Consider the following 26,829-nt stretch of genomic DNA (forward strand, 5'->3'; position numbering starts at 1 on the left):
TCCGGCTGTGGTTATGGATTCCGGGCTCATCGCTACGCGATGCCCCGGAATGACGTGTTGAGAGAGATGAGGCTCGCATCACTGCTTGCGCACCGGCGATCCATCGGCCATCAGCCGCTCGCCCTTGCGCTCGACGATCATGCCGTACGCCCCGGGCTGGCGATGGACGTCGAAATTGAAGATCGTCTGCTTGTAGGACTTGCACAGATCGAGGTCGCAGCGCGCCAGCGCGATCTCGTCGCCCTTGGTGGCGCAGGCCGCGACGATCTCACCCGACGGCGCGATGATGCAGCTGCCGGCGATGTGGTCGACGCCCTCCTCGATGCCGCCCTTCGCCACTCCGATCACCCAGGTGCCGTTCTGATAGGCACCGGACTGCATCACGAGGCGGTTGTGGAACAGCGAGAGATCGTTGTGCTCCGGCGCGGGCGGATTGTGCACCGGCGTGTTGTAGCCGATCAGCACCATCTCGACGCCCTGCAGGCCCATCACGCGATAGGTCTCGGGCCAGCGGCGGTCGTTGCAGATCGCCATGCCGATGACGCCGCCGAATGCATCGGTCACGCCGAAATTCTTGCCCGGCTCGAAGTAACGCTTTTCCAGATGCTGGAACTCGCGCCACGGCTCGTGCTCGGCATGCCCCGGCAGATGCACCTTGCGGTATTTCGAGACGATGCGGCCTTCCTTGTCGACGAGAATGGCGGTGTTGTAGCGGTGAATGACGCCGTCCTCGCTCGCGAGCTCGGCATAACCCAGGCAAAAGCCGACGCGCAGCTCCTTCGCAAGCGCGAACAGCGGCTGCGTCTCCGGCCCCGGCATCTCGCGCTCGAAATACGTATCGATCTCGGCCTGATCGGCCATGTACCAGCGCGGGAAGAAGGTCGTGAGCGCGAGCTCGGGATAGACGATGAGATCGCAGCCATTGGCGTGCGCCTGCCGCATCAAGGCGCTGAGCCGCGCGACGACCGCGCTGCGCGGCTCGCTCTTGGCGATGGGGCCGAGCTGGCCGATGGCGACGTTGACGAAGCGCGGCATGTTTCCTGTTCCTTATTCCGGAACTATTGAGTTCGCGGGGTGCGCTGCTCCTGCACTCATCATGCCATGCGCCTTCAATCGCGCAAGCCGGGTGCGTAGCCGAAGGCGATCGCCGGCTCGGCGGCGGTCTCGACCCACACGCTCTTCACCTGGGTGTATTCGTAGAGCGCCTCGACGCCGGAGGAGCGGCCGTGACCGCTGTTGTTGAAACCACCGAAGGGCGAGGCGACGTTGATCGTCTTGTAGGAGTTGATCCAGAACGTGCCGGCCTTCACGCTTGCTGCGACGCGATGCGCGCGCGCGACGTCACGGGTCCACACCGCGCCGGCAAGACCGAACTCGCTGTCATTGGCGATCGCGATTGCCTCCTCCTCGGTCTCGAAGCGGATCGCGGCGACGACGGGGCCGAACACTTCCTTGCGCGCGATGCCCATGGTGTTGGTGACGTTCTTGAGCACGGTCGGCTTGACGTAGTAGCCAGCCGAGGCGTTCTCACCGTGGCTGCCGGTGATGATCTCTGCGCCCTCCGCCGCGCCCTCGCGGATCAGCGACAACACATGATCATATTGCTTGGCGTTGTTGATCGGGCCGATCTCGGTGTCCGCCGACAGCGGATCACCGCATCTGATCTTGGCCGCGCCCTGCGCCACGAGATCGACGAATCGGTCATACACCGCGCTCTGCACCAGCAGCCGCGAGCCCGCGACGCAGCTCTGTCCCGCACCGCCAAAGATCGCGGCCTGCGCGCCGATCGCTGCGCGTTCGAGATCGGCATCAGCGAATACGATGTTGGCGGACTTGCCGCCGAGCTCGAGCACGGAGGGAACGAGCCGCCGCGCCGCGGCCTCGCCGATCAGCCGCCCCGTCGGCACCGAGCCGACGAACACGACCTTCTTCACCGCGGGCTGCGCGAGCGCCGCCTGCCCCGTGGTGTGGCCGAAGCCCGCGAGCACGTTGACGACGCCCTTAGGCAGGCCCGCGGATTCCGCGATCACCGCGAGGGCTAGCGAGGTCAGCGGCGTCAGCTCGGACGGCTTGAGGATCACGGCATTGCCCATGCTGATCGCCGGCGCGATCTGCCAGCCGGCGGTGAAGACCGGCGCGTTCCACGGCGTAATCTGCAGCACCACGCCCATCGGCTCGCGGCGCGTGTAGTTGAGATGGCTCGTCGGCACCGGAATGACGTCGCCGTGGAATTTGTCCGCCCAGCCGGCGTAGTACTCGAACATCTCCGCGACCTTGGCGACTTCGCCTCTCGTGTCGCGGATCGGCTTGCCAGCGGAGAGCGATTCCAATTGGGCCAGCTGTTCGGCTGAAGCCAGGATCGCGCGCGCGACCGCCTGCATCACGCGGCCGCGGCCCGCGGCCGTCACGCGCGCCCATTCCGCCTGCCCCGCGACGGCCGCCTTTGCAGCACGCGCCGCGACGTCGGCACCCGCATCCGCATAGCTGAACAGCAATTGCCCGGTCGCGGGATCGTTCACCGAGACGGTCGCGCCATCGCCGATGACGCGCTGGCCGCCGACATGCGAGCCGATGCTCGCGAACTCGGGCCAGAACAGCCTGACGGCCTCGCGCAGACGCGGGTCGATGAAGTGTGTCATGGCGGCACTCATGTCTTCGAGATCGGGCCGAGCTGCAGCTCGACGATACGGTTGAAATCTTCGGGATCGGCGATGCTGCCTGCACTCTCCGCCCAGATGCGCGCGGTGTCGGCCGCCATCGGCAGCGCGAGCCCGAGTTCGCCGATGAATTGCGCCGCGAGTCTCACATCCTTGCGCATCAGCTGCATCGTGAAGCCGGAATCGAAGGCGCCGTTGAGGATCCAGTTGGGCACGTTGACCTGGGTGACGCCGGAGCGGCCGGAGCCGGCATTGAGGCCGTCGAGCAGCCTCACGGCATCGACGCCCGCGGCATCGGCAATGCGCAGCGCTTCGGCGGCGGTGAGCAGATGCGCGGCGCAGAGCAGATTGTTGACGATCTTGGCGACGTTGCCGGCGCCGACGCCGCCGACATGCACGCGCTTGGCGCTCATCTTCTCCAGCACCGGCAGCACGCGCGCGAGATCATCGTCGTCGGCACCGATCACCATGGTCATGGTGCCCGTCGCCGCGCCCTTCGGCCCGCCGCTGACCGGCGCATCGACGAAGCCCATGCCGCGCGCCGCGAGCAGAGCAGCGAGCCGGCGCGAGGTTTCGGGATGCGAGGTGGAGGTGTCGACGATGACGACGCCGGGGCGCGCATGCGCGAGGATGCCGTCGGCGCCTTCCACCACGCGCGCAACGATCTCGGCCGTCGGCAGCGACAGGATGATGGTGTCGGCGGCGGCGACCACCGCGCCAATGCTCTCCGCGACGGCAAGGCCCGCGGCGGCCAGCGCCGCGCGGGTTGCCTCGGATGCGTCATAGCCGGTGACGGCAAAGCCCGCGCCCTTCAGCGTCAGCGCCATGCCGCGCCCCATGTTGCCAAGTCCGATGATGCCGACGGCGGTCACGATGCCTCCTGAGATCCTGCCCAGAAAATCTAGCCGCCTGATTTCAGGGCAGACATCAGCGAGGCCCCGCGCTAGTGTTGACCTCTGGTCAACACTAGTCCGAAGCCCATGTCCGCCCTGCTCGACCACCACCGGCTCCATTATCTCCACGAGGCGATCCGGCTCGGCTCGGTCCGCGCGGCGGCCGAGGCCCTCGACATCAACGCCTCCGTGATCAGCCGGCAGATCGCGCTACTGGAAAAGGAGCTCGGGCTCACGCTGGTCGAGCGCCTCAGCCGCGGCATCCGCGCCACCGCGGCCGGCGCGCTGCTGGCCGAGCGCTTCCGGCAATGGCAGGCCGACCAGGCCGACACCGTGGCCAAGCTGCGCGAGCTGCAGGGGCTCAAGCGCGGCCATGTCGACATCGTGCTCGGCGAAGGCTTCGTCAGCGACCTCATGTCCGGCCCGCTCGGCCGCTTCTGGCAGCGCCATCCGGACCTGACGATGTCGTTCGATCTCGCCGGCACCAATGAGGTCGTCAACGCCGTGGCCGAGGACCGCTGTCACATCGGCCTGGTGTTCAACCCGTCGGCCGATCCACGCATCCGCGTCGCCACCGCGAGCCGCCAGCCGCTCTGCGCGATCGTGCCGCCGGATCATGCGCTGGCGCGGCTCGGCCGCCCGTTGAGGCTGCGCGAGCTCGCCGACCATCCGCTCGGGCTGATGCATCCGAGCTACGGCACGCGACAGATCCTGGCGATGGCGGAGGCCGCCGAGCACATCGCGCTCGCGCCGAAGCTGACGACGAGCTCGATCAACGTGCTCCGCCATTTCGTCAAGAGCGGCCTCGGCCTGACGCTCCTCCCGGCCTTCTCCATCGCCGCCGATCTCGCCGACGGCTCGCTCGCTGCCATCACGATCGAGAATCGCCTGCTGTCATCGAGCGAGGCCTGCGTGATCACACGACGCGGCCGCGAACTGCCGCCAGCCGCAAGCCACCTGCTGCGCTTCCTCAGCGGCCAGATGCGGGCGTTCCGGGCGGCCGCGGCGCAACGTGGCCCCAAGGCACAGGCGAGCGCCCGCTGACCTTGGGGACCTCCGCGAGGGATCTGGCGTTGCGCAAGGCTTCCGCTTGCGGTTGGATGCGGCAGCATCACGAGACCATCATGCGCAGACTCATCGCGATCGCAGTGAGCCTCGCGGCGGCAACCGCCGCGCAGGCCGAGACCTGCCAGCTCATCGGCCACCACGTCTTTTGCGACGACGGCACCTCCGGCCAGCGGATCGGCAACACCACCTATTGGAATGACGGCTCGACGTCGCAGCAGGTCGGCCGCTTCACCTACAATAGCGACGGCACGAGCTCACAGCAGCTCGGCAACCGCACCACCTCCAGTGACGGCTCGTCATCGCAAACGATCGGCAACACGACCTATTTCAGCGATGGCAGGACCTGCCGGCGGATCGGCAATCGAATCCATTGCGATTAGGGGCCTGCAACGCGGCCGGACCGACGGTGTATTTCATGTCTTGGGACAACTAGAGCTGGTGAAGGGAATCCGACCCTCGTTCAAAGACATTGCGACCAAATGTTCAAACATAGTGATTTGTTCATTAGTCAATCGATTGCTCTTTCGCACCTCGCCATTTCGGCTTGCCGGATCGTCTGCCGAACACATGCTCAAATAGAAGTCCTTCCCCGCGGGGGCTTCTATGGACTGATGTTTTTAGGATCGGCGAGATTTCCGAATACGCAGAGGCAATATTCAAATGCGAAAGGGCGCTTGACAGCACCATGCGATATCCAAACTTCGCAACAACCTTGTTGAGACGAAGCACATCATCCGACCGGCAAACATCGAGATGGTGAAAATCACGCGAGCCAAACGACGTAAATCCTCGCAGCATCAACTTGGAGCTGATTGGAAAGATTAGCTCAATTGCGCCATCAGGCGGCGACACTGTGAAGGGCCGAGCATGACTTTCTGGAACCAGTGGATCGAAGTAGCATACAGGACAATCCGACGTTAAGAACTGGTCATCAGTGCCATTGTGCAAAATTTGGTAGCTCAGCGCATCAAGCACCTGGGCGACGCCTTTTGCCAAGTCTACCATCGCCAACATTGAACGGTGAGGATCGATAGATACCTCCAATTCGTGCAATAAATTGGGAAATTCTCTCGGTGGCGGAGGCAATCGACCGGCGCGATCTAAAGCACGGACTGTCGCTTTGACGCACTCGGCCAGCGAAAGCTCAACCATATCACGGGCTGCAGGCACTCGAACACGCAGCATCAGAACGAACGTCAGAAGCTGTAGGAGATCTTCCTGCGCGACAGAGCCAATCGACAGCCGCTGAACCAATTCCGGCCAGCCGGTCTCGAATTTTCCGAAAGCATCTTCCATCGCATTGTTATTTTGGCCACCCTCCGGTAACGGCTGAGAGTAGTAGTAGTTCTCAAAACCAATCTCGTCCGGCTTGAGATGGATTTTGCCGTTGGGCGGCGATCCTTTGAAGAACGCTCTGATCTTTCCACTCTCGTCGCAAAAACCCTTCAAATAACTCACGGGAACAAAGTGATGACGCTTCTTGTCATTCATCGGCGCCTCAGCAGGACTGGCTACTCAACGCAGCCTAGGAAAGATGGCAGAAACCACCCCTCAAGCAGAACGTCCCGTTAATCGCACGATTCGCTCCTCGCCATCTCGTGTCGGACTCGCCTTGCCTTCGGGTTCAAGGGGGCGGGGTTTCCTTTACCTAGGCACCAGGATTCTCAAGACATCCGGGTCGGACGGTCTTGCGCCCAAAGTGTCTTGAGCGAACAACCGATAGCCTTAGAGCGCAGCTAGCGTGCAACGTAAACTGTTGCGGCTCGGTCGTTTTTGGTCGTCAGTGGCGCTGGAGCGGGTGAAGGGAATCGAACCCTCGTATTCAGCTTGGAAGGCTGCTGCTCTACCATTGAGCTACACCCGCATCGGGGCGTTCCCTAACATGGTCCGTCGCGGGTCTCAACCTCCCTGCGGCGCCGATTTTCGGGTGTTCCAAGGGGGTTCGCCTGACGGCGCGTGCACCGCATCAGACCGGGCGGGTTCCGTAATCGGCCCCCCTATCCGCCCGGCCCGGGGCGTCCTATATTGATCGAACCATCAACAACGAAAGGAGGTGATCCAGTGTCTTTTACCAAGCGCTGTCACCTCGCTGGGATCGCCCGCTGAGCAGCTCTTCGTGAGCAACGGTCGATGTGCGTACGGCTCGTCAGCGCTCTCGCGCCATCGCAGCTCGGCAACGGGGCGGTCTCGGCCCTGGACCAGCGAGTTCAAGATCGGAAGCGCGGCGGGTCTTGCGGCCCGCCGCGTTTTTTATGGCCCAGTTGTATGGCGTCAGCCGCTCTCGCCGGCGGGTTTCTCCGGCTTGCTGCCGACGAACCGTCGCGCCAGGAACCCGCCAAAGCCGAGCATCCAGAAATACTGCACATATTCGGGCGCGTAGGCCGCGAGCACGATCCCCGGCACGAACACGACGACCGGAAAGACGGCCCCGGCGATCTCGGCATGGCGGCCCCCTGCCAGGGCCAGCCACCAGAGCGCGGCGTTCAACGCGGCGATGATGGTCAGATGCAGGCCGTAGAGCACGGCGACCGCGCTGGACAGCCGGTAGCTGCTGTAGAGCCCGTTGGTGACCGGCAGGAGCACGATCGACAGCAGGAAGAACAGATTGAGGATGACGACGAAGCGGCTGCCGAACGGCTGCCGCGCCAGCCGCCGGTGATGGCTGATCCAGAACACGCCGGCGATGATGAAGCTGAGCACGAGCCCGGCCAGACGGCCCGAATAGATGTGGGCCAAGTCGCCCCAGTTGGGCATCTGCGCGAAATTCGGCTTCGGAAGGTCATAGGCGAGCAAGGTCATCGCCACGCCGAAGATGGTGTTGGAGAGCGACTCCAGTCGGCGCATCTCGAACAGGTCAGATTGAGGTTCGGTCATATCACACGGAGGCAGCGGCAGAAGGGACCAGAATGAGCGGCTGACGCGCTCTATAGCAGGTCTCGCGCCGCGCTGCCCGCTATCGACGCCGCACGCGGACGGCGCGGCGTCACACTCCCTCCCCGCTTGGCCTCAACATCCGTCTTCAGCGGCAGGCATAGAGACGACCATCGAAGCCGCGATAGCTGCGGGTCGTCGGGTTGTAGCTGCGAAACTGCACGCAGGCCGGCAGCCCCGCGGTGCGCAAACGGGGCTTGTCCTCCGCCTGCAGCCTGGCGGCCACGGTGGTCGCGGCAGGCCGCGCCAGCACGATCATCGGACGGCTGCCAGCCGTCCGCGCCGCCTTGCCCGAGTCGGTGCCTTCGGTCTTGGAGGCGTCGGCCTGCCCGGTCTTTGCGGCCGGCTTGGCAGCTGAGGGCTTCGCCGCGGCCGCATCCTTGACTGCCGGAGTCCTGATCGCGGGCTCCTTGCCCCCAGACTCCTTGGCGGCGATCGTCACAGCCGAGCTCGGCACGGCCTTGCCCGACGATTTGGCGGCAGGGGCTGCCACCGATGGGCTTGCGGCCGAGAGCTTGGCCGGCTTGCCCGCAGCCGCTGATTTCGGCGCGGATTTGATCGGTGCCGGCGCAGCGGCGGCCGGCTCCGCAGCAGCCGTCTTGTGGCCGGGCTCCGGCTTGTCGGCCTCTGCGGCCGGTGTGGTCTCTGCGGGCGCCGCGGATGGCGGTGCAGCGGCCTCGGCCGTGACAGGCTTCGCCTCGGTGCCGGCCGGCTGCGACATCGTCGAGGCGGCGTTGGTCGACGCGGTCTTGTCATCCGCGGCCGGCTTGTCCTCGGCCACGGGCGCGTCGGCTGGTTTCTTGATCAGCTTCTTGCAATCGAGCGGGAACACCAACTCGCCTGACGCCGTCAGTCCGATCGGCTCGCAGCCGCCGAAGGGTCCGCTGTTCTTGCCGGCCTCCTTGGCCAGTTCACCCGATGATGCCGCGCCACCGGACTCCGCGCCTTGCGCAAGCGGAAAGCCGAAAGCAACCTGAAATAGAACAACGCCGCACAGCAAACCGGCCTGGCCGGCCTTCCGCCCCGATATACGCATGACACGCTCGCTCAACGCACCCACTGCCGTCAGGCGACCACGCCATTGAGGCAAGTCTGTGAAGCGCGGGCTGCAAAGCCGCGAGCGGATGTCAATTCGATGGCGTTGTGTCCTATCTGCACAGGTCAGCGGCTCCCTTCGTCCTCCGCATTGCGGTCTCAACCGGTACGTGCCAGGGTCGCGCCGCACGCGGCGATCAAAAATCAACTTAGCCGCCGCCAGCAAGCCTTCCGGACAGCCATCTTGAGTTCGACCGACTATCGTCCCGACATCGATTGCCTGCGCGCCTTCGCGGTCTTGTCGGTGATCGCGTTCCACTACGACATTCCGCCGTTCCGCAGCGGCTATGTGGGCGTGGACGTCTTCTTCGTCATCTCGGGTTTCCTGATCACGCGGATCATCCACGCCGAGATACGCACAGGCACGTTTTCGTTCGCGGCGTTCTATCGGCGTCGCGCCCGCCGCATCCTGCCGGCGGCCCTGGCGATGGTCTGCGCCACCCTGCTGGGCGCGAGCGTGATCCTGTCGCCATCGGCCGTTGTGTCGGCCGGACAGCAGGCGATCTCCGTCCTCGCCTTCTGCTCCAATTTCCTGTTCTGGTGGCAGCAGGGCTATTTCGACGCCGCCGCCATCACCAAGCCGCTGCTGCACACCTGGTCGCTCGGTGTCGAGGAGCAGTACTATCTGCTGTTTCCCGCGCTGGCGCTGGCTGTCTTTGGCCTGCGGCGCTCACGCATGCTCGCCATCCTGGCCGCGATCTGCGCGCTGTCGTTCCTGCTCTGCGTGATCCAGACGCGGATGCAGCCGGCGGCCGCCTTCTATCTGCTGCCGGCGCGGGCCTGGCAGCTCGCGCTCGGCGCGCTGCTCGCCGTCGACGCCGTGCCGTCGCCCAACAGGCAGCCGGTGAGAATTGGCGTAACGGCCATGGGCTGGATCGCGCTCGGCGCCTCGACCAACATCTTCTCGCCGCGCACGCCGTATCCCGGCGTTGCCGCGCTGCTGCCCTGCCTCGGTACTGCCGCCGTGATCTGGGGCCAGCCGGCGCTGAGCAGGACGGCGCTCGCGATCACGCGGCCGATGGTCGTGGTCGGGCTGTGGTCCTACTCGCTGTATCTGTGGCACTGGCCCGTCGTCTCGCTGACCAGCGCGATCTGGGGACCGCCCAGTTCGGCCATGGACAAGCTCGCGCTGCTCGGCGCCTGCACCACGCTGGCGCTGGCGAGCTACTATCTGATCGAGCAGCCGGCGCGGCACGCCGCGTGGACGGTGACCGCGCGTGCTCTCGCCGTGTCGGGCACGGTGGTTCTCGCCGCAAGCCTCGTGGTGATCGGGGCTGCCGGTTTCCCTACCCGCTTCTCGCCCGAGCAGCAGGCGCTGGCGAGCTTCAACCGCTACGATCACAAGGATCTCTATGAGGAAGGCACCTGCTTCCTGACCCCGGGCCAGAGCTTCGCCGCGATTCAGCCGGCCTGTCTTGCCAAGGGCCCTCGCCCGAACATTCTGGTCTGGGGCGACAGCCATGCCGCGCATCTGGTCCACGGGCTGAAACGCGCCCTGCCCCAGGCGACGCTGCTGCGCGCGACGCTGGCGCAATGCGCGCCCTATGACGAGCCCGGACAGACGCCCGATTGCGCCGACTTCCGTGGGCGGCTCGCGGGCCTCATGCGCGACCTCGCGCCCGACATCGTGATCCTCTCCGGCAATTGGACGCGTACCGTGATGGCGCCCGCCGCGCGCGCGAGCCTGCTCACCACCATCGCATCGATCACGGCGGCGGGCAGCCGCGTCGTGGTGATCGGGCCGAGCGTGCAGTTCGATCGGCCGCTGCCCGACATCCTGATCGCGGCGTTACGCTTCGGCATCACGCCCGACGGGCACATGCGCGAGCTGTTCAACGACATCGACGTCTTCCTGCGCAAGCTGCTGCAGGATGTGGCGAACACCGAATATGTATCGCTGCTGTCCCTGCTCTGTCCCGGCGCCGATTGCGTGCTCCAGGCCGCCGACGGCACCCCGATCGCGTGGGACGACGGACACTTCACTGCGCAGGGATCGGAGCTGGCCGCCACGCGCATCGCCGCGGCGTCACCGACGCTCGCCGGCTCACGCGCCCGCGAGTAGCCCCGCCGCGGTTCAATCGTCCGCCAGGAAGGTCGCGAAGATCGGCGCCGCGCGCTCGCCCATGCGCTGCGCCCCCGCCACCGTGAAATGTCCGGCGTCCTGGAACAGCCACAGGCCGTTCTCGACGACCGGGCAATGCTGGTCGCAATACACCTCGGTCGGCCGCAGCAGTGCGACCTTCGCCAACGGCCGGATCGCCTGCGCCAGCACGGTGTCGATGGTGTGATTGGCCGCGAGGGCCTCGGCCCGCGGCATTGGCGCGCAGGGCTTCGGCGGCGCGTGCCAGAGCGGCCCGGGCAGCATGCGCAGCTGATCGAAGCCGCAATTCACCGGCCGCACCTGTCCGCCGATGACGAGGAAGTGGCGGCCGGGCCGATCGAGCAGACGGATCGTGTCGGCGAGCTTGGCGGCGACGTCAGCGTTGCGCGCCTCGGCTCCGGGTCCGTCGCCGAGATCGAGATAATGCTGCCAGGCCTGCCCGATCACGACGAAATCGGCCTGCGACTGCTTGATCCGCGGCAGCTCGCGGTCGCGCAGCTCCGCGCAAACACCGGCTCGCGGCCCCTCGGCGGTCAGGCCTGCCAGGGTCGGGCAGCCGCTCATGGTCGAGACGTGCCCGATCATGCCGCGCGCCTTCAGCGTCGTGTCGAGCGCCGCGACATATTGCTGGACGTAGGAGTCGCCGAGCAGCTCGACGCCGCGCGTGCCGCCGGGATCGCCGAAGGTGCACATGCGGTCGACGGTGCGGCTGCATTTGTTGAGGCCGAAGCCCTGCAGCTTGAACAGCGCGAGCTGATCCTCCGGCAGCCGCGAGACCACGCCATTGGCGCGGAAGGTCGCGTGCGTCAGCGCGGCACAGACGACGAGCGCGGTGGCAAAGCCCGCGACCTGCGTCCAGCGCGGCCAGGCCAGCCGTCGCATCGGCTGTTCGACGGCGGCGAACAGCAGCGCCCCCAGCGTGGCCGTCATCCCGAGCTGGACCGCGAGTCCGGCCGGCGTCTGCGCGTCGTCGCCGAAGATGAAGCGGACGAAGAAGATCACCGGCCAGTGGACGAGGTAGAGCGAGTATGACGCGCGGCCGATGGCGCGGACCGGCCCTGCCATCATCAGCGATATCGGCGCATTGGCGGCGATGATCACGGCCGTGGCGAGGCACGGCACCAAGGCGACGATGCCGGCCTGGGCCTGCATGCGGCCGATCACCGCCAGACTCAAGAGCAGCACGATGTCGCCGCAGGCGGCGACAGCGACGCGGGCGCGCGGCGACGCGGCCAGCCGCGCCTCGAGCGGAATCGCGAGCGCACCGATCGCAAATTCGAACACCCGGAACGGCGTCAGGAAGAACACCGCCTCGGGATCGCGCGCGAGCCAGACCGCGGCGAGTACGAACGACACCAGCCCGATCGCCGCGATGGCGCGGAAGACCGGCCGCCCGGCGGCCGCCCAGGCCATCAGAAGCAGCGGGGCCACCGCATAGAACTGCACCTCCAGCGACAACGACCACATGTGCAGCAACGGCAGACGGTCGGCGCCGGGATTGAAATAGTCGTTGGCCTCGCGCCAATACTGGACGTTGGAGATCGAGAGCAGGCCATGGGTCGCCTCCTTCGCCAACTGCCGCATCGCTTCGGGCGACAGGTACAGCCAGCCGACCGCGAAGGTCGCCGCGATGGTCGCCACAAGCGCCGGCAGGATGCGCCGCGCCCGGCGCAGATAGAAGTCCGGCAGTGAGAAACGCCGCGCGGCGAGATCGCGCAGGATCTGCCCGGTGATGAGATAGCCGGAGATGACGAAGAAGATGTCGACGCCGGCAAAGCCCGCCTCGAAGCCGGAGATCTTGAGGTGGAAGAGAATGACCATGATGACGGCGATCGCCCGGAGGCCATCGATGTCAGCCCGATGACTGCGTTCCACTGTCGTCCGCTCCGCGCTGTCTGATGGGCGGACGAGAGGGACAGACGCGGATGGCAACAGCGGGAAACACTCATGACGTCATCGGACCCATCCGATGACGCCGCGCGGGCGGCTGCATGGCGGAATTCGCGCGATCAGCGCGCGACGGCGCGGCGGTCGCGTGTCAGCCAGCGTCGGTCTTGGCGGTCGGTGTTGGCGGTGCTCATGGATGGTGGGGGAGGCAGGACTCGAACCTGCGAAGCCATGAGGCGGCTGATTTACAGTCAGCTCCCTTTGCCACTCGGGACACTCCCCCGCATCGATGGCAATCCGGCCCCGGCCGCGGAACAGCGGCATCGGACCATCAGCGCCATGGAGACGGTAAGACCGCGGGGCCCGGTAAGGGCGCGCGCGGCCGGGGCCCTTATGATCGAACCGGGGCCTCAAAGTCAACCAAGCGACGACGAATTTTCCCAAGGCGGCGGTGCCAAATTGCCAGAATCCGCTCGCCGTGACAGAAGCTCATGCCATGAGCGATCGCGACCGAAAGCCCCCGTTTCGCCGCCAGGGCGGCAAATTCTCCGGCAAACCGCGCGGATTCGAGCGTCCGCAGCCCTGGCGGGAGCGTGAATCCGGCGCGGACGGTCCCGTCATTCTCTATGGCTGGCACACCGTGAGCCTGGCGCTGGCCAACCCCAAACGGAAAATTCGCAAGCTCTACCTCACCGAAAATGCCGCGCGGCGGCTGGCCGACGAGCAAATCGAAACGCGGGTCACGCCCGAGATCGTCCGTCCCGGCGATATCGATCGGCGGCTCGGCCCGGATGCCGTGCATCAGGGCCTGCTCGCCGAGGCCGATCCCCTGCCCTCGCCCGACATCGACACGCTGGACGCCGAGGGGCTGATTCTGGTGCTCGATCAGATCACCGATCCACACAATGTCGGTGCCATCCTGCGCTCGGCCGCCGCGTTCGACGTCAAGGCGATCGTGACCACCGCGCGGCACAGCCCCGAAGCCACCGGCGTGCTCGCCAAGTCCGCCTCCGGCGCGCTGGAGCTGGTGCCGATCATCACGGTGCAGAACCTCGCCCGCGCGCTGACGCGGCTCAACGAGCGCGGCTTCCAGACGGTGGGGCTCGACAGCGCCGGCGAGCAGGACATCGCCGCCGTCGCCTTGCGCGCGCCGCTTGCGCTCGTGCTCGGCGCCGAAGGCAAGGGCTTGCGGCAGCTGACGCGGGAGACCTGCAGCGTGGTGGCGCGGCTCGACATGCCCGGCGCGATCAAGAGCCTCAACGTCTCCAACGCCGCCGTGCTCGCGCTCTATGTCGGCGCCAGCCGGCTCGGACTGATGCGCGCATAGCAAAACGCCCGCAACCTCGTTGCGGGCGTTCGCGCCTGACGTCGGGCGTCAGATCAGTAGTAGCGGCGCAGCACGCGCTGGCCGTGATAATAAGGCGAGGCGCCCCAGCGATAGGAATGACGCGGCTGGGCGTACACCACTTCCGGCGCGACCCGGGTCGCCTCATAGGCGTGACGACGGTGGTGATAGCGGTAGACCGGGAGCGCCTGCTCTTCATAGGCCGGATACGGCGCGAAGGCGCCGGGACCGCTGTAGGTCGGGCCCTGGTTGACGTAGTAGTACTGCCGCGTCGGCTCGGGCAGCCGCTCATAGCTGGCGCCGCAGCTGCCGCAGCCGGAGCCATAGGTGTAGCCGGGCTGATAGACGTATTGCGGCTGATAGGTCACCGTGGGCTGGTAGGTCACGGTCGGCTGATAGGTGACCCTCGGCTGGTAAGAGACCTGCGGCTGATAGCTCACCTGCGGCGCGCACGGGCTGGCATAGCCGCACGGCGAGCAGCCGGAGATACCGCACGCCGAAGCCGGCGCGCTGCCGGCGACGGCAAGGCCCGCAATGGCCACAAGTCCTGAAATTGCTGTACGCATAACTCGCTCCTGTTGATGTTTCTTGCTTGATTTGATGATCGAGGGTGTTGTCGGGCTAACGCCGGTAGGCTGGCGGTGAATCGTAAAACGGGCCGCCCTCTCGTGGGGCGAGGATGACGGCCGGTGGATACATCGGCGGCTCGGGTTGGGCCGGCTGCATCTGAGACTGAGCGCCCCACGAACGGGAATAGCTCTCGGCAGGCTTGGGCAGCTTGCGATCGGCCGGCGGCTCGATCTCCATCCGGCCATAGCCCGGCTTCGCACCGAGGGTCGGGTAATAGTGGCCGACATAGGGTTCGGGCTCGACCGGCCGGCCGCCATAGATCGTCGGCTGCATGTAATTGCCGCGGCCGAGACCGTACTGGCCTTCGACCACCGCATAGGACGCGTCGATGCCGTTGATGACGACGGGCACGCCGGGCCGCTGCGGGATCACGATTTCGAATCCTTCGCTGGCCGCTGCGGCCGACGCCGTCCCGATGAAAATCAGAAGACCCGTTGCAAAACGCATGAACTCACGCCCCGGTTGCCACCCTACCAATACCGCAACGCGCGCCTCGATGGGTTAAGCGCGCGGGTCAATCTGCCGGTAAGCCTAACGCGCGAGCCATTCTTTCGGAGTTAAGGCCCGGGACCCGTTCAGGCGCGAGGGTTAATGGCGGATGTTCAGCGTTCGCCTGCGGAGCATCGGGGCGTGGCTCGATCGGGGCGCCGTCAAAAACATCCAGGCGGCGCGGAACGGCAGCGGCGGGATGAACTTAGGAGATGGGGCGCAACGACGGAGTTACCCATGATTCGATCCGCACTTCTCGGGGCTGCTGTTCTCGCGACGGCGCTGGCAGGCCCAGCCATGGCGCGCGACATGCACCACCGGCACCACATGGCCCGCCAGGACGGCGCGATGATGCAGCAGCGTTCGGACGCGGGCTGGTCCAACAATGGCTGGAACAACAACGGCTGGAACAACGACTGGAATCGCCGCGGCACCGGCTTCTGGCCGGCCGACGTGGCAGCGGGCGCGGTCGGCGCTGCCGCCGGCGTCGCGGGCGCGGCGATCGGCACAGCCGGCGCAATCGCCACGGCGCCGTTCCGCACGGCCGACGCCTATGCCTACGATCCCGGCCCGTACCGCTATTCGCAGCCGAGCTATGACCGCGGCCAGCTCGGCTATTACGGCGACTGGAACAGCTACGCGACCCGCAACGGCCTGGTCTGCCGCCCCGGCACCATGTTCAAGGGCGCCGACGGCGCGATGCACATCTGCCAGTAAGAACGAGGCCCCGTTCGTCTCGTTGGGGGCGGCCTCACGGCCGCCCCTTCTGCGTGCAGGGATCCATCCCTGCGTCCGGCGCAAGGCAGTAGCCGGACCGGATCATCTCTGGTAGGAACACCGCGCGCTGGAGGGCCTCGTCACGCGACCGGACGAGACCTCTCGTCGAGGCGCTTGCCGGCTTAGCTCAGCGGTAGAGCAGCGGTTTTGTAAACCGAAGGTCGGGGGTTCAATCCCCTCAGCCGGCACCATTTGCCAGATATCGCTCAATTCCCCCCTGTCTTGATCTTGGCCGAAGCAGAGGCTTTCGCCGCCGGCTGGGCAGGTCTCGTCGGGGCCCAATCCAGATCTGGGACCGGCCCGCCGCCGTCCCCTGTTGCGGCTAAGAGCTGACCCGGCACCAGATCGGTCACCTGCGCCCAGCCCTGAGTCGCGCAGAACAGGCCCAGGAGGCAGCCCTTCACGGCCAGAATTCTCGGTCTCTCCAACCAGATCGAGACGTTATAGGTCTTACCATCCTCGGCATTGTAGACGTCGCCGGTGTAGCGGCCGTCGGCATTCAGTTTCAGACCGAGCAGCATCTGGTGGCCGAGCAGCAGGCGGCCGCGCTTGGCCGGATCGGGATTGAGGCGATCCCGGAACGGCTGCCCCTTAGCATCGGCAGTCTCGTTCATCCACACGACATAGCCGCAGATGCGATCCAACGCCGCGCCGCAGCGCTCGATGCGGATGCGGGCGCGGCCGTCCTCTGTCAGCCAAGTACCGATCGGATCGCTCACCGGTGCGGCGTTGCCGCGACCTTCTGCCATCGACACCATCAGGCTGACCACGATGCGCAAGCTGACGCGAACAAGAAATCTTAGTTTCATGTCGAAGAACCTCGTTGTTTCCATCGCCTCGATCCACGCGCTGACGCGGCGGGCGGGCTGTTGAGAGAGCGGTGATGCGGATGGTCCATGTCGGGGGGATGCACGCGACGTCGGATCGAGCTGTCCGCGCACGCTGTTTCCGAGCGAGCACATCCGGCCATCAGCTGATCGGTCGTCTCGTGCCTCCGGAGCCCTTTGGCCACTCATCGGAGCTGGGCGACCAGCGCATCGGCGCCCTTGTCGATCCCTGCCTGTGCGGCCGCGAGCGCACCGACGCTGGCCGGAATGTCATAGGGCGCCGGATACTGCGTGCTGACAAAGGCGTTCAGCAGCCTGCCGTTTGCGGAATCGAAGATCTCTGCCGCGTAGAACACCGAGCCGGTCAGCAGCCCCTCGCCGTCGCGCGCGCTCTGCACCCCGTTGTAGACAGCACCGGCAAGATCGAAGCGCGAGGCGGTGCCGAGGACCGGCGTCGTGGTCACAGCTCCGGTCAAGGTCAGCCGTAAGCGCAGCGTGTTTGGGCCGCGCTGACCGACGAGTTGGAAGCGCGTCGCGAGGCTTTCCTGAAAACGCGTGTGCATATAGGTGGCGAGCTTCGCCTTGTCCTGCTCGGACATGTCGCCGAACTGATGATCGCGGCCACGATAGATCACGACCGGCTCGAGGATCGCCTTGTCATAGCCGCGCCAATCGGTGGCGGCCGCGTAACGATAAGGGATCCGCCCCGACGCATCAGAAGGATTGGGAGCCAAATATCGCGACGATGCTACTTCGGAATAGGCCACCGGCGCCACGGTGTTGCACCCGGCGCAGAAGCCGGTTGCCGCCACCGCGACGACACCGGCCGTTCGAGACCAACCGCTCATGCCTTAACCCTCTTGTCACTGCTGCGATGCAAAATCGGCCAAACCTTTATAAACCGACTAGTCGGTTTGTAAATAGATTTGCTGAAGTTCTGGTTAATCGTGACCCGCGGCCGACAGGGAGGAGACCGCCGTCAGGACCTGACGATCAGGACTTGAACGCGTCAGGACTTGAGCGGTGAGTACTTGGCCGGTTCAGGGCTTGGGCGGTTCAGGGCTTGGGCGGTTCAGGGCTTGGACGACTATCCGCTGTGACACCGGGCCATTGGCGGTTGTCGCGCAGCCGCTCGAACAGGCGGTCGAGCTCGCTCGCCTCGAGTGGGGACACGCGCAGCAGTGCCATGAGCGCAAGTCCCCTCGCCGCGGCCCAACGCAACACGGCGAGATCGGGGTCGTGCGCTTCGCCACGAATCTCGGCGAGGCGCTCCGCATCCTTGGCGCGGGCGTCGGCCAGCAGGCTGGGCTCCTGGGCCAGCGCACCGAGCATGGCCTGAGCGACCGAATATTGCTGCGCGATCAGCTCGCGGGAGATCGCAATCTGGGTGGCGAGTTCAGGCTGCCCCCCTGCTTCGCCGGCCTTGGCCCTGAAATCATTGGCGAAGTCGTCGAAATGCCTGAACTGCTGTTCGAGCAGCGCCTTGAGCACAGCCTCCTTGTTGGGAAACTGGTGCATGAGCCCGCCTTTGCTGAGGCCGCTCTCGCGCGCAATCGCATCAAGGGTCAGCCGTCCGGGACCGTCGCGGGCGATAATCGTGAGGGCGGCGGTCAGCGCGGCCTTGCGCGAGCGCTCTGAACGCGAGGGGTTGTCCATCGAGAAAAGCCGGGTTCGTCGGAAAGGCTGAAATGGGTTTCAGACCAAGGAGAGCTGCGGATGGCCGCTATGCCCGTACCGGTGATAGGCGAGAGCCACCCTCTTCTGTCAAGCCGCGCCTGCCAAGGTCGATCGAAACCATCTGGACGACAGGAACCATCTGCAGGTGACCGCATTGGCGGTATCGCCTTCTGCGGGTGGGACGGAAGAAGCACAGACTGCGGCAACAATGTTGCCACAACTCATGCAAGACTTGCGCTTATCCCCAGAAGTCACTGGTGTTCCAGCTTGATTCCGCGACGTTATTTTGTTGCAATTGCGACCTTCTGGGGGACGACTGGCATGACATGGAAGGAAGAGCGTGATGCGCTGATCGCGCAGACGATGGCCTTTGTCCAGTCGGTCACCGGCAAGCCGGCTGATTTCGCCCGGTTCGACGCAGCCGCTCCTGCGACGGCCCCGATTGTCTCGCAGCCACTTGCATCTCCGCCGCTTGTCTCTCCGCCGCTTGAATCTCAGCCTCTCGCCTCGCACACGACCGGCTTGCCGCTGGTGTCACAGCCCGTCAGCAGCAATCCTGAAAATGCCGCTTCAATGACCATGCGGTCGGCGCCCTCCCCGTTACAGGCGGGACGTCCGCGAGAGGCTGCGGCCCAGGACGCGGCCGCAACCCGCCAAGCCACGGTCGCGCCCGAGCGCTTCACCAGCATCGCGTCGCAGCTCCAGTTGCAGCGTGACATGCAGACCGAGATCCGCGCCCGGGTGGCGCGATTTCGCGCTCATCAGGAGCGCTTCAACCGCGAGCGCCAAGCGTATTTCAGCGAAACGATCGCGCGCCTCAAAGCGTCGGCTGACGGCACCCCGCTCCCCGAGGATTGAGCGCGCGCGGCTCGGCGTGGCAAATGCCGGATAGTCCCTCGCATCGTGACGCGCCGGCTCACAGCCAGGCGCACAGCAGCGCCACATTGGCGACGAAGGCGAGCAGCAGCCCAAAGGTGAGCGTCAGCTGGATCCGCCCGCAAAAGATGTGGAGATCGGTTCCCATGGACTTAACCATCTGGCGATTCTAGCCCCGGAGTCCCACGGATTCTTTTTTCAAAAATTTAGGACTCGTTTACGACTCGGCCGCGCCGAAATGGCCGCCTTGCGGCCGCGAAGGTGCCCGCCTCTCGCTACAACCGATGTTCATCCTCGGTTCATCGTTCGCGTCTCTGGAGCCGCTTGGAATGCCCTACGCCCTGTTTTGCAACGACGCCAAGTTGAGCAAGTCCTACCCGACCGAAGGGGATGTCTGGCGACTGGCGCGGCAGAGCGGGCTGGTGGTGGACGTGACCGTGAACGCGCGCCAGGCGGCCGCCCATCTGCAGCTCGACAATGACTACGAGATCCGGCCCTGCGCCGCGGAGCCGGAGGAAGATCCCTGGCAGAACCGGGTCGAAGCCGAGCAGGAGTTCAACATCCCGTTCGCATCCTGAGCAAGCGGCCGGCTCGCCGCATCGTGCCATCGAAACGGCTCCGGGCCCACGGATGCCAGATCGGCCGAGGACGTGTCCCGCGCGATGCGCGCAGGCATCCAACGCTCAAACCCTTATCGGCAAAGCGGCCTCGATCGAACCCTGCGATCGAGGATGGCCGATCAAGAATGGGAGGATTCCGTCAAAGACGAAAAGGCGATCAGCGGACAGCCGGAGCTGGCCGCTGCGGTTGGCCGTGAAGCCCGCCTCAGGGCGTCGCCGTGGCGAGCGAAGCCGTTTCAGACGGCAGCGCGACGCAGGCCCGCTTGCGGCTGAGGCCGCGGATCGCACCGGTGACCTTGAGCACCTTGCCGGACGGGCAAGACGCGGTCTGCACCAGCGCGACCTCGTAGGGCGCCAGCATCAACGGTTCGGACTTCAGGATAGTCTGGGCGGAGCACGGCAAAGCAGCCGCCGAGAGCAACAGCACGGACACCAAGATACGCATGTGGGAATGATCCATCAAACCGGCGGACTCATAATAACAACTGATGATGAAAGTTTCACGGAGGTTTGAAAATTTTTTTGCAGTGCGTGAGCACGCCTCCTGCTCGTGGTGGCCCAACCTCGAACAGCAAGACGCCCGCACGATGGCGGGCGTCCTCACATTTTAGCCTGCTTTTGACCGCCGTCAGGCGACGACGGTCACAAGGCTAGTATTTGCTGGCGACCGGACCGCCCCAGCCGAAGCGATAGTTCACGCCGACCTTGACCGTATGCTCGTCGCTGTTGAAGCGGCTGCCGACGACCGGCGCCGGGCCGCCCGTGAAAGTGGTATTGCCGAAATTGTAGTACTGGTACTCGGCCTTGGCCGACCAGTTCGGCGCGAACATGTATTCCAGGCCGGCGCCGACGGTGTAGCCGTCCTTGCTGTTGCCCGAGGTGGTGAAGCCCGCCGGGACGCCGGCGACGGTGACGCCGAGATTGTTGCCGTCACGCCAAGCGTAGCCGCCCTTGGCGTAGAGCAGCGCCGGACCCCAGGTGTAACCCAGTCGGCCAGTGACCGAGCCGAGCTGGTTGGCGCCGGTCGAACTCACGACGGTCGCGCCCGGGAAACCGAAATTGGTGGTGTTGCGGTCCATCCAGCTGTACTGGGCCTCGATGCCCAGCACCCAGTTGGGCGCGAACTGGTAATCGAAACCGCCCTGCACGCCACCGAGGAAGCGCCCATTGTTGCCTTCCAGGCTGTTGTTGCCCGCGAAGACACCGCCGAGATGGCCGCCGAGGTAGAAGCCGGTCCAGTTGTAGATCGCCTGAGGCGGCGTATAGGCGGGGGCCTTGGTGTAGGTGCGCGCGGGCATGTCGGCGGCGAACGCCGGGGCAGCCAAAGCGGTCAAAGCCACTGCACTCAAGAAAAAGCGTTTCATGGGACGTCCCCGTTATTCGTTTGCGACATCTATCGAACATCATGGCCGCATTTGGGTTGCCCAATGGCGGTGACGCAGCTGTGAATACTCACCGCGTGTCACCAGGGGGCAACAAAGGCCTTTTGTTCCATAGGCTTCCCGAATATTTCGTGAAGCTGACGCCTCGCCCGATATTTGGTCGCAGCGCGGCGGCAAAGCGTTTGAACTCGTCTCTGACTTGTGATCGTGACGGCGGCTCGGCAAGGCGCTGCGACGTCGTGGCAGACCGTCGAAAATGCCGCAGACGAAATGCTGCAGCCTAGCGCGTCAGGCTGGCCAGTTCGGGAAACGGCGCGTAGCTCGATCCGGCGCAAAGCTCGCCGGCGTCCTCGACCAGGCGATCGAACCGGCCGTCGACATAGATCGCCGCCCGCTCCCGCGCCGGACGATAGCTGCCGTCGGACTCGCGCGCCGCATAGCGCAGGCAGCTGACATAGCGCAGCCGGCCGCCGACCGTCCGCTGAACGGGCTCGGCCATCACGCCCTCGCGCACCCCGGCGGGATTGTTCAGGTAGGTCCTCAGATAGGCCAGGATCTCGCCGCGGTAGTTCGCCGGAAAGGGCTGGCTGTCGACGCCGCGATCCCCGGTATAGGCGATGCCGCGATTGTCCTCGCTGACAAAGGCGGCAGGACCACCGCTCGCGCAGCCCGCCAGCAATAGGGCCAGCACAGCTGCCGGCCACCAGCCCGATATCCTCTTCCCCACGGCCGACCAATCCGTTCGCCACCACCCGCGTCACCGGCTTCTAGCCGAAAGCGGGTGGCGAAGGAAATCGGCGCATTCGACCGGGAGTGCCGAGGTGCCCCGCCCTGACGCCGGCCACGCCGATGCTGCCGCGCGCATCGCCCGAAAGCGCCTCATCGTCTTGCCACCGCCGACGCCCTGAGGGCGTCGGCTGGGGCTGATCGAGGCTTCGACACCTCAGCCGCGGCGGGTCGCCGGGGTGACGCGCTTCAGGCTCACCTTCGTGTGGCTGACCGCATGCGAGACCTTCACCTTGTTGTGATGGCGGAGGTGCGCCGTATGGCGATGGGTGTGACGGAGCAGCGAGGCGTGCGGCTTGCCCTTCTTGTCGACGGCCGGCTTCATCTCGTTGGTCTTGTCGCCCGCCTGCGTCGGGCCGGACTTGGACTCGGACTTGGAGTCGGTCTTGGCATCGGCCTTGGTATCGGACTTGGTCGTGGTGACGGTCTTGGACGCGTCGGTCTTCCCGGCTTCCGTCTTCGCGGCCCCCGTGGTCACGCCGGTGGTCTGATTGGGCTTGGCGGACGTATCGGTTTTCGCGGGACCTGCGGCGAACGCGGGCGCAGCCAGGATCGACGCGGCGAGCAGCGCAACAGACATGGACTTCAGCATGGTCGTCTCCGTGATGTGACGATCTGGAGGCTCCATCCAGACTGGATGGGCTCGCGATCATGGAGACGACGATAAGGAACCGGCACTGAACCCACCCTGAAGTAAAGCGAGGTTTTCAGTTCATGCACATGAAGGGATAGTCATCGAAGTGACTGGCCTGTCATCTTGTCGTCCGTATAATGCACCGATCGCGGCGCAAAATCCGCGCAAATGGCCGGGAATATTTCGCAGCTGCGGGAGTTCTTCTGCTCGCGCAGTCACCTGTTGGATCGACAACTCGGGAGATACGAATGAAAAAGTCTGCGATCAGGATCGCCACGCTGGCGCTGTTCTCCATGGCCGTGGCCTCCGGGCCGCTGCTTCTGTCGAAGGCCTATGCCGCGGGCAGCGACACCCCGTCGTCGCCGCCGGCCTCGGATTCGTCCAAGAAGAAGAAGGACAAGAGCTCGAGCATCGAAGATCCGAAGTTCCTGGCGGCCTACCGTACCGCCTACACCTCGATCTATGACCGCGGCGACTACGCCACCGCGATCGAGCAGCTCAAGGCGCTGAACCGTGAGGACGTCGCCGACGTCGCCAACCTGATCGGCTACTCCTACCGCAAGCTCGGCAACTACCAGGCCTCCAAGCAGTACTACGAGCAGGCCCTGGCGGATGATCCGAACCACGTGCGCACCTGGCAGTACTATGGCCTGTGGCAGCTCGAACAGGGCAACCGCGAGCAGGCCAAGTTCCACCTCGACAAGGTCGCGCAGCTCGCCGGCACCAACAGCGCAGAATATCGCTCGCTGGCCGACGCGCTCGAGAAGCAGCCGGGCACCGGCCTCGTCTACTGAGACGCGATCGGACCTGATCCGATCTCGACAGTGGCGCAACCCGAAAGGGTTGCGCCATTTTCGTTTGGAGCTTGTAGCCCGGGTAAGCGGAGCGACACCCGGGTTCATCGCAGGCGGTCGTGTTGGACCCGGATGTCGCTTACGCTCATCCAGACTACGCGCCCCCCATTGTCCCCCACCGTTCCTCCGATCAATATACCGCTTCCGGCGCACGACGGTTCGCGCGCTCGAACAGGAGGCATGGTCGTGGAGCCCTGGCTTGGCGCGGCACTCGGTTACATCAAGGATTGGCTGGCGTATCAGGTCGAACTCTCCGGACAGCCCGGCTGCATCATCGCGATCGCCCATCGCGGCGAGATCGTGCTGGAAGCGGCCTTCGGGCACGCCAATCTCGACAGTGGCGAGAAGCTGACGCCGCGGCATCGCTTCCGGATCGCCTCTCACACCAAGGCTTTCACGGCGGCCGGCATCATGCGGCTGCGCGAGCAGAAGCGGCTGAAGCTCGACGATGCCGTCGGCGACTACGTCAAGGACCTGCATCCCGAGGTCGCCACGGCCACGCTCGGCCAATTGCTCTCGCATACCGCTGGCCTCGTTCGCGACGGCAAGGATTCCAGCCAGTTCACCGACGGCCGCCCCTATCTCGACTGGAACGAGCTGCTGGCCGAGCTGAAGCTGCCGCCGGCGATCGCGCCGAACAGCCGCTTCAAATACTCCAACCATGGCTACGGCCTGCTCGGCCTCGTCATCGAACAGATCACCGGCGAGCCCTACCCCAGCTGGCTGCAGCGCGAGATCATGGCGCCGCTGGGCTTGCGCGAGAGCGCGCCGGACATGACGCTGCTGGGCAAGACCGTGCCGTTCGCGCGCGGCCATTCCCGCATCGTGCCATTGGGACGGCGCGCCGTGATTCCCGGCGACAATCCGACCCACGCCATCATGGCGGCCGCCGGCATCGTCGCGACCGCGGCCGACACCGCGCGCTTCTTCGCCCAGCTCGCCCCCAACGCGAAGAAGAGCCTGCTCTCGGTCGCGAGCCGCCGCGAGATGGTGCGCCGGCAATGGCGCGTGCCGCAGGACATCGAGGAAGCCTATTACGGCTTGGCGCTGATGAGCGGCACCACCGCCGGCTTCGACTGGTTCGGCCATGGCGGAGGCTTCCAGGGCTACATCTCGCGCACCTCCGTCATCCCCTCGCGCGAGATCGCGATCACCGTGCTGACCAACGCGATCGATGGCTGGGCGCCGGCCTGGGCCAACGGCGTCAAGTTCATCCTGCAGGCCTTTGCCACCCATGGCGCGCCGTCGCGCAAGACACGCGACTGGACCGGGCGCTGGTGGACGCTGTGGAGCGCATTCGACCTCGTCCCCTTCGGCGAACAGGTGATGGTGGCCAATCCGTCCTTCATCAACCCGTTCATCGATGCGCCGCGCATCGAGGTGACGGGGCGCGACCAGGGCCGTATCGCGCACGCCGCAGGCTATTCAAGCCATGGCGAGCCGGTCCGGCGCGTGCGCGCCAAGTCCGGTGTCAGCGAAGTCTGGCTCGGCGGCGCACGGCTGCGGCCGGAGCGCGTGCTGAAGGCGGAGATGGAGAAGAAGTACCCGAAGGGTCGGCAGAAGAAGGAGAGTTAGCCCGAGTGCTTGCCACGCCGTCATTGCGAGCGCAGCGAAGCAATCCAGGACGGCGCGAGGATTCTGGATTGCTTCGCTACGCCGCTACGCTCGCAATGACGAGTGGACAGAGTGGCGGCTCAAAACAACGAGCTACCTGCCCTCCTTCATCATCGCCTCGGCTTCGCCGCGGAACGCCTTGCGCGCATCGTCGCGCGAATAGAACATGTGGCCGCCGGGATAGACCACGAGCTTGACGCGGGGCGGCCGCGCGAACGCGGGCAACTGGTCGAGCAGGATCTTCGAGCCGTAATACGGCGTCGCCAGATCGAACAGGCCGTGACCGACGAGCAGCTTCAGCTTGGGATCGAGCGCGAGAATCTGCCTGAGCTCGCCGGTCGATTCCGGCGGGCTGATGCCGCGGCCGAAATCCCAGCTCCGGTTCACCGCGCCGCTCAAAAGCTCGTAGGAGCCGTCGGGACGCCAGTTCAACTTACGCGTCAGCTCGACTGCGGCGCTGGTCAGCGGCGCGGTGAGCACGTCGCCGGACGGATCGGAGCTGCGCGAGTGGCTCGAATCCGGATACGGATCGATGCCCAGCACCGAGGCATCATAGCGGCCGGTGATGCGGCCGTTCTTGCGGTCGAACTCGCGGCGAAACTCCGAGACGTCGAAGCGGCCCGACAGCCGCCGGCTGACCGCCTGGTCGATACCGGTCAGGCTCGCGACCTTGTCCGCGAGCCGGTTGGTCGCCTCGGTATCGGCCTCGCCGCGTACGAGATCGAGCAGGAAGTCACCGCTGGCGTAACGCTCGACATCGGCGAGATCGGCGCGCGTCACCGGCCCCTTCATCTGCTTGGCGACGGCGGCAAAGCTCGGCAGGCTCGCAACATATTGCAGCAGGCTGGAGCCCGAATACTCCCGGAAGTCCATCAGCGGCGACACCAGGATCAGGCCGCTCACGCCGATGCCCTGGTCCTGTTGCAGGTTGTTGACGATCTTCGGCCCGCGAATGCCGCCATAGCTCTCGGCCGTGACGAATTTCGGCGAGGCCAGCCGGTCGTGTTTCTCGAGCCAGCGGCGTACCACCAGCGACAGCGAGCGCACATCGCCGTCGACCGAGAAGAAGCGCTTGCGGACCTCGTCGCCGGTCGCGACGAAGCGGCTGTAGCCGGTGCCCACGGGATCGATGAACACCAGATCGGTGAAGTCGAGCCAGGTGTCGGCGTTGGGCATCAGCTCCGGCTTCGACGACGGCGTGACGCTGGCCGCGTCGATCCCGATCCGCCACGGGCCGGCGTTGCCGAGCTGCAGATAGGCGGAGGATGCGCCGGGACCGCCGTTGAAGAAGAAGGTGACCGGACGGGTGGCGCGGTCGACGCCGTCGAGCTGGTAGGAGGTGTAGGCGATATCGGCCTGAGGTTCGCCCTTGTCATCGAACAGCCGGATCGAGCCCGCCGTCGCCGTGAACGACAGCGTGCGACCCGGCAATTCGAGCGTCTGCGTGGTGGTCGAATCCGCCGGAAGCTTGTGTTGATCCGCCGTCGATGGCGAGCTCGGCGGGCTGGCGGCGCGGGTGCCGGCGGAGCCGGAGCGATGCGCGCCGGGCGCAACGGCGTCCTGCGTCGGCGCCGCCGCCGGCGGCGTGTCCTGCGCGCACACCGGCTGGCCGGCCAGCATGACCGTCACGGCCAGGGCCAGCAAGCGGGGCCAACCGGCGGGCGATCTCAAATCAGGCATCAACTC

The 26,829-nt window shown here is 65.7% G+C and carries 27 protein-coding genes and 3 tRNA genes; 10 read left to right on the plus strand and 20 right to left on the minus strand.

The annotated features are described in order from the left end of the window. Nucleotides 1–78 precede the first annotated feature (78 nt). From ACQR1Y_RS02185 to ACQR1Y_RS02195, 3 genes are all read right to left on the minus strand, one after another. A complete protein-coding gene (locus ACQR1Y_RS02185; protein WP_434875577.1) occupies nt 79–1,035 on the minus strand; it encodes an N-carbamoyl-D-amino-acid hydrolase in 957 nt (318 codons plus the stop codon). 74 nt (nt 1,036–1,109) lie between these two features. Beyond that, nucleotides 1,110–2,639 (minus strand): aldehyde dehydrogenase family protein, encoded by a 1,530-nt coding sequence (locus ACQR1Y_RS02190; protein WP_434875576.1) that lies wholly within the window; start codon nt 2,637–2,639, stop codon nt 1,110–1,112. 8 nt (nt 2,640–2,647) lie between these two features. Then, entirely contained in the window at nt 2,648–3,529 is an 882-nt protein-coding gene (locus ACQR1Y_RS02195; RefSeq protein WP_434875575.1) for an NAD(P)-dependent oxidoreductase, read from the minus strand. Between the two features lie 108 nt (nt 3,530–3,637). On the opposite strand from ACQR1Y_RS02195, the gene ACQR1Y_RS02200 reads away from it, so the two are divergent. Next, nucleotides 3,638–4,594, plus strand: coding sequence for a LysR family transcriptional regulator (locus tag ACQR1Y_RS02200; protein ID WP_434875574.1), 957 nt, complete (start codon nt 3,638–3,640; stop codon nt 4,592–4,594). A gap of 80 nt (nt 4,595–4,674) precedes the next feature. Then, nucleotides 4,675–4,998: a hypothetical protein gene (locus ACQR1Y_RS02205; RefSeq protein WP_434875573.1), complete on the plus strand. Its 324-nt coding sequence runs from the start codon at nt 4,675–4,677 to the stop codon at nt 4,996–4,998. Between the two features lie 124 nt (nt 4,999–5,122). On the opposite strand, the gene ACQR1Y_RS02210 is transcribed toward ACQR1Y_RS02205, so the two are convergent. The 4 genes from ACQR1Y_RS02210 to ACQR1Y_RS02225 all read right to left on the minus strand — a co-directional run bounded on the left by ACQR1Y_RS02210 (nt 5,123) and on the right by ACQR1Y_RS02225 (nt 8,585). Further along, nucleotides 5,123–6,109 (minus strand): DUF4238 domain-containing protein, encoded by a 987-nt coding sequence (locus ACQR1Y_RS02210; protein ID WP_434875572.1) that lies wholly within the window; start codon nt 6,107–6,109, stop codon nt 5,123–5,125. A gap of 299 nt (nt 6,110–6,408) precedes the next feature. Next, nucleotides 6,409–6,482, minus strand: a tRNA-Gly gene (locus ACQR1Y_RS02215). A gap of 407 nt (nt 6,483–6,889) precedes the next feature. After that, complete coding sequence (locus ACQR1Y_RS02220) at nt 6,890–7,492, minus strand: TMEM175 family protein (RefSeq protein WP_434875571.1); 603 nt, start codon at nt 7,490–7,492, stop codon at nt 6,890–6,892. Between the two features lie 145 nt (nt 7,493–7,637). Beyond that, nucleotides 7,638–8,585, minus strand: coding sequence for a hypothetical protein (locus ACQR1Y_RS02225; protein ID WP_434875570.1), 948 nt, complete (start codon nt 8,583–8,585; stop codon nt 7,638–7,640). Nucleotides 8,586–8,828: 243 nt separating this feature from the next. Here ACQR1Y_RS02225 and ACQR1Y_RS02230 point away from each other — a divergent pair, with 243 nt between their 5' ends. Continuing rightward, a complete protein-coding gene (locus ACQR1Y_RS02230; protein ID WP_434875569.1) occupies nt 8,829–10,706 on the plus strand; it encodes an acyltransferase family protein in 1,878 nt (625 codons plus the stop codon). A 12-nt stretch (nt 10,707–10,718) separates the two neighbouring features. Here the strand turns inward: ACQR1Y_RS02230 and ACQR1Y_RS02235 are convergent, their stop codons facing one another. After that, complete coding sequence (locus ACQR1Y_RS02235; protein ID WP_434875568.1) at nt 10,719–12,620, minus strand: acyltransferase family protein; 1,902 nt, start codon at nt 12,618–12,620, stop codon at nt 10,719–10,721. A gap of 209 nt (nt 12,621–12,829) precedes the next feature. Next, a tRNA-Tyr gene (locus ACQR1Y_RS02240) sits at nt 12,830–12,915 on the minus strand. A gap of 213 nt (nt 12,916–13,128) precedes the next feature. On the opposite strand from ACQR1Y_RS02240, the gene rlmB reads away from it, so the two are divergent. Beyond that, entirely contained in the window at nt 13,129–13,959 is an 831-nt protein-coding gene (gene rlmB / locus ACQR1Y_RS02245) for a 23S rRNA (guanosine(2251)-2'-O)-methyltransferase RlmB (protein WP_434875567.1), read from the plus strand. 53 nt (nt 13,960–14,012) lie between these two features. On the opposite strand, the gene ACQR1Y_RS02250 is transcribed toward rlmB, so the two are convergent. Together ACQR1Y_RS02250 and ACQR1Y_RS02255 are read right to left on the minus strand one after the other, a co-directional pair. Beyond that, entirely contained in the window at nt 14,013–14,543 is a 531-nt protein-coding gene (locus ACQR1Y_RS02250) for a hypothetical protein (protein ID WP_434875566.1), read from the minus strand. A 55-nt stretch (nt 14,544–14,598) separates the two neighbouring features. Continuing rightward, on the minus strand, nt 14,599–15,054 hold the full coding sequence (locus ACQR1Y_RS02255; protein WP_434875565.1) for a hypothetical protein: 456 nt from the start codon (nt 15,052–15,054) through the stop codon (nt 14,599–14,601). A gap of 279 nt (nt 15,055–15,333) precedes the next feature. On the opposite strand from ACQR1Y_RS02255, the gene ACQR1Y_RS02260 reads away from it, so the two are divergent. Beyond that, a complete protein-coding gene (locus tag ACQR1Y_RS02260; RefSeq protein WP_434875564.1) occupies nt 15,334–15,813 on the plus strand; it encodes a hypothetical protein in 480 nt (159 codons plus the stop codon). A 176-nt stretch (nt 15,814–15,989) separates the two neighbouring features. Continuing rightward, nucleotides 15,990–16,064: transfer RNA gene (locus ACQR1Y_RS02265), tRNA-Thr, on the plus strand. Nucleotides 16,065–16,079: 15 nt separating this feature from the next. On the opposite strand, the gene ACQR1Y_RS02270 is transcribed toward ACQR1Y_RS02265, so the two are convergent. The 3 genes from ACQR1Y_RS02270 to ACQR1Y_RS02280 form a co-directional block, all read right to left on the minus strand. Then, nucleotides 16,080–16,706 carry a DUF2147 domain-containing protein gene (locus ACQR1Y_RS02270; RefSeq protein WP_434875563.1) on the minus strand — a complete coding sequence of 209 codons (627 nt, stop codon included), beginning with the start codon at nt 16,704–16,706 and terminating at the stop codon, nt 16,080–16,082. 179 nt (nt 16,707–16,885) lie between these two features. Then, nucleotides 16,886–17,548 carry a DUF3313 domain-containing protein gene (locus tag ACQR1Y_RS02275; protein ID WP_434875562.1) on the minus strand — a complete coding sequence of 221 codons (663 nt, stop codon included), beginning with the start codon at nt 17,546–17,548 and terminating at the stop codon, nt 16,886–16,888. A gap of 208 nt (nt 17,549–17,756) precedes the next feature. Further along, on the minus strand, nt 17,757–18,356 hold the full coding sequence (locus tag ACQR1Y_RS02280; RefSeq protein ID WP_434875561.1) for a TetR/AcrR family transcriptional regulator: 600 nt from the start codon (nt 18,354–18,356) through the stop codon (nt 17,757–17,759). A gap of 342 nt (nt 18,357–18,698) precedes the next feature. Between ACQR1Y_RS02280 and ACQR1Y_RS02285 the strand changes: the two genes are divergently transcribed. Beyond that, nucleotides 18,699–19,235, plus strand: a complete 537-nt coding sequence (locus ACQR1Y_RS02285; RefSeq protein WP_434875560.1) for a hypothetical protein — start codon at nt 18,699–18,701, stop codon at nt 19,233–19,235. Between the two features lie 58 nt (nt 19,236–19,293). Here ACQR1Y_RS02285 and ACQR1Y_RS02290 read toward each other — a convergent pair whose 3' ends face one another. Then, nucleotides 19,294–19,401 (minus strand): glucose transporter, encoded by a 108-nt coding sequence (locus ACQR1Y_RS02290; RefSeq protein WP_434858645.1) that lies wholly within the window; start codon nt 19,399–19,401, stop codon nt 19,294–19,296. A 181-nt stretch (nt 19,402–19,582) separates the two neighbouring features. On the opposite strand from ACQR1Y_RS02290, the gene ACQR1Y_RS02295 reads away from it, so the two are divergent. Then, nucleotides 19,583–19,831 carry a hypothetical protein gene (locus tag ACQR1Y_RS02295; protein WP_434858644.1) on the plus strand — a complete coding sequence of 83 codons (249 nt, stop codon included), beginning with the start codon at nt 19,583–19,585 and terminating at the stop codon, nt 19,829–19,831. A 247-nt stretch (nt 19,832–20,078) separates the two neighbouring features. Here ACQR1Y_RS02295 and ACQR1Y_RS02300 read toward each other — a convergent pair whose 3' ends face one another. The 4 genes from ACQR1Y_RS02300 to ACQR1Y_RS02315 all read right to left on the minus strand — a co-directional run bounded on the left by ACQR1Y_RS02300 (nt 20,079) and on the right by ACQR1Y_RS02315 (nt 22,633). Next, nucleotides 20,079–20,318, minus strand: a complete 240-nt coding sequence (locus ACQR1Y_RS02300) for a hypothetical protein (RefSeq protein WP_434858643.1) — start codon at nt 20,316–20,318, stop codon at nt 20,079–20,081. A gap of 205 nt (nt 20,319–20,523) precedes the next feature. Next, a complete protein-coding gene (locus ACQR1Y_RS02305) occupies nt 20,524–21,237 on the minus strand; it encodes an outer membrane protein (protein ID WP_434858642.1) in 714 nt (237 codons plus the stop codon). A 298-nt stretch (nt 21,238–21,535) separates the two neighbouring features. After that, entirely contained in the window at nt 21,536–21,982 is a 447-nt protein-coding gene (locus ACQR1Y_RS02310; protein WP_434875559.1) for a hypothetical protein, read from the minus strand. Between the two features lie 216 nt (nt 21,983–22,198). Next, on the minus strand, nt 22,199–22,633 hold the full coding sequence (locus tag ACQR1Y_RS02315) for a hypothetical protein (protein ID WP_434858640.1): 435 nt from the start codon (nt 22,631–22,633) through the stop codon (nt 22,199–22,201). A gap of 290 nt (nt 22,634–22,923) precedes the next feature. Here ACQR1Y_RS02315 and ACQR1Y_RS02320 point away from each other — a divergent pair, with 290 nt between their 5' ends. Next, the gene (locus ACQR1Y_RS02320) at nt 22,924–23,469 is read left to right on the plus strand and encodes a tetratricopeptide repeat protein (RefSeq protein WP_434858639.1); all 546 of its coding nucleotides are present in this window, start codon (nt 22,924–22,926) and stop codon (nt 23,467–23,469) included. Between the two features lie 246 nt (nt 23,470–23,715). Then, entirely contained in the window at nt 23,716–25,104 is a 1,389-nt protein-coding gene (locus ACQR1Y_RS02325; RefSeq protein WP_434875558.1) for a serine hydrolase domain-containing protein, read from the plus strand. Between the two features lie 132 nt (nt 25,105–25,236). Here the strand turns inward: ACQR1Y_RS02325 and ACQR1Y_RS02330 are convergent, their stop codons facing one another. Continuing rightward, a complete protein-coding gene (locus ACQR1Y_RS02330) occupies nt 25,237–26,823 on the minus strand; it encodes a S10 family peptidase (RefSeq protein WP_434875557.1) in 1,587 nt (528 codons plus the stop codon). Between the last annotated feature and the right edge of the window lie 6 nt (nt 26,824–26,829).

The sequence above is a fragment of the Bradyrhizobium sp. HKCCYLRH3099 genome (assembly GCF_051167855.1).
Lineage (GTDB): Bacteria > Pseudomonadota > Alphaproteobacteria > Rhizobiales > Xanthobacteraceae > Bradyrhizobium.

Coding starts and splice junctions, on each gene's coding strand:
- ACQR1Y_RS02185 (WP_434875577.1), bottom strand. CDS start 1,035: ATGCCGCGCTTCGTCAACGTCGCCATCGGCCAGCTCGGCCCCATCGCC.
- ACQR1Y_RS02190 (WP_434875576.1), bottom strand. CDS start 2,639: ATGACACACTTCATCGACCCGCGTCTGCGCGAGGCCGTCAGGCTGTTC.
- ACQR1Y_RS02200 (WP_434875574.1), top strand. CDS start 3,638: ATGTCCGCCCTGCTCGACCACCACCGGCTCCATTATCTCCACGAGGCG.
- ACQR1Y_RS02205 (WP_434875573.1), top strand. CDS start 4,675: ATGCGCAGACTCATCGCGATCGCAGTGAGCCTCGCGGCGGCAACCGCC.
- ACQR1Y_RS02210 (WP_434875572.1), bottom strand. CDS start 6,109: ATGAATGACAAGAAGCGTCATCACTTTGTTCCCGTGAGTTATTTGAAG.
- ACQR1Y_RS02220 (WP_434875571.1), bottom strand. CDS start 7,492: ATGACCGAACCTCAATCTGACCTGTTCGAGATGCGCCGACTGGAGTCG.
- ACQR1Y_RS02225 (WP_434875570.1), bottom strand. CDS start 8,585: ATGCGTATATCGGGGCGGAAGGCCGGCCAGGCCGGTTTGCTGTGCGGC.
- rlmB (WP_434875567.1), top strand. CDS start 13,129: ATGAGCGATCGCGACCGAAAGCCCCCGTTTCGCCGCCAGGGCGGCAAA.
- ACQR1Y_RS02250 (WP_434875566.1), bottom strand. CDS start 14,543: ATGCGTACAGCAATTTCAGGACTTGTGGCCATTGCGGGCCTTGCCGTC.
- ACQR1Y_RS02255 (WP_434875565.1), bottom strand. CDS start 15,054: ATGCGTTTTGCAACGGGTCTTCTGATTTTCATCGGGACGGCGTCGGCC.
- ACQR1Y_RS02260 (WP_434875564.1), top strand. CDS start 15,334: ATGATTCGATCCGCACTTCTCGGGGCTGCTGTTCTCGCGACGGCGCTG.
- ACQR1Y_RS02270 (WP_434875563.1), bottom strand. CDS start 16,706: ATGGAAACAACGAGGTTCTTCGACATGAAACTAAGATTTCTTGTTCGC.
- ACQR1Y_RS02275 (WP_434875562.1), bottom strand. CDS start 17,548: ATGAGCGGTTGGTCTCGAACGGCCGGTGTCGTCGCGGTGGCGGCAACC.
- ACQR1Y_RS02280 (WP_434875561.1), bottom strand. CDS start 18,356: ATGGACAACCCCTCGCGTTCAGAGCGCTCGCGCAAGGCCGCGCTGACC.
- ACQR1Y_RS02285 (WP_434875560.1), top strand. CDS start 18,699: ATGACATGGAAGGAAGAGCGTGATGCGCTGATCGCGCAGACGATGGCC.
- ACQR1Y_RS02290 (WP_434858645.1), bottom strand. CDS start 19,401: ATGGGAACCGATCTCCACATCTTTTGCGGGCGGATCCAGCTGACGCTC.
- ACQR1Y_RS02295 (WP_434858644.1), top strand. CDS start 19,583: ATGCCCTACGCCCTGTTTTGCAACGACGCCAAGTTGAGCAAGTCCTAC.
- ACQR1Y_RS02300 (WP_434858643.1), bottom strand. CDS start 20,318: ATGCGTATCTTGGTGTCCGTGCTGTTGCTCTCGGCGGCTGCTTTGCCG.
- ACQR1Y_RS02305 (WP_434858642.1), bottom strand. CDS start 21,237: ATGAAACGCTTTTTCTTGAGTGCAGTGGCTTTGACCGCTTTGGCTGCC.
- ACQR1Y_RS02315 (WP_434858640.1), bottom strand. CDS start 22,633: ATGCTGAAGTCCATGTCTGTTGCGCTGCTCGCCGCGTCGATCCTGGCT.
- ACQR1Y_RS02320 (WP_434858639.1), top strand. CDS start 22,924: ATGAAAAAGTCTGCGATCAGGATCGCCACGCTGGCGCTGTTCTCCATG.
- ACQR1Y_RS02330 (WP_434875557.1), bottom strand. CDS start 26,823: ATGCCTGATTTGAGATCGCCCGCCGGTTGGCCCCGCTTGCTGGCCCTG.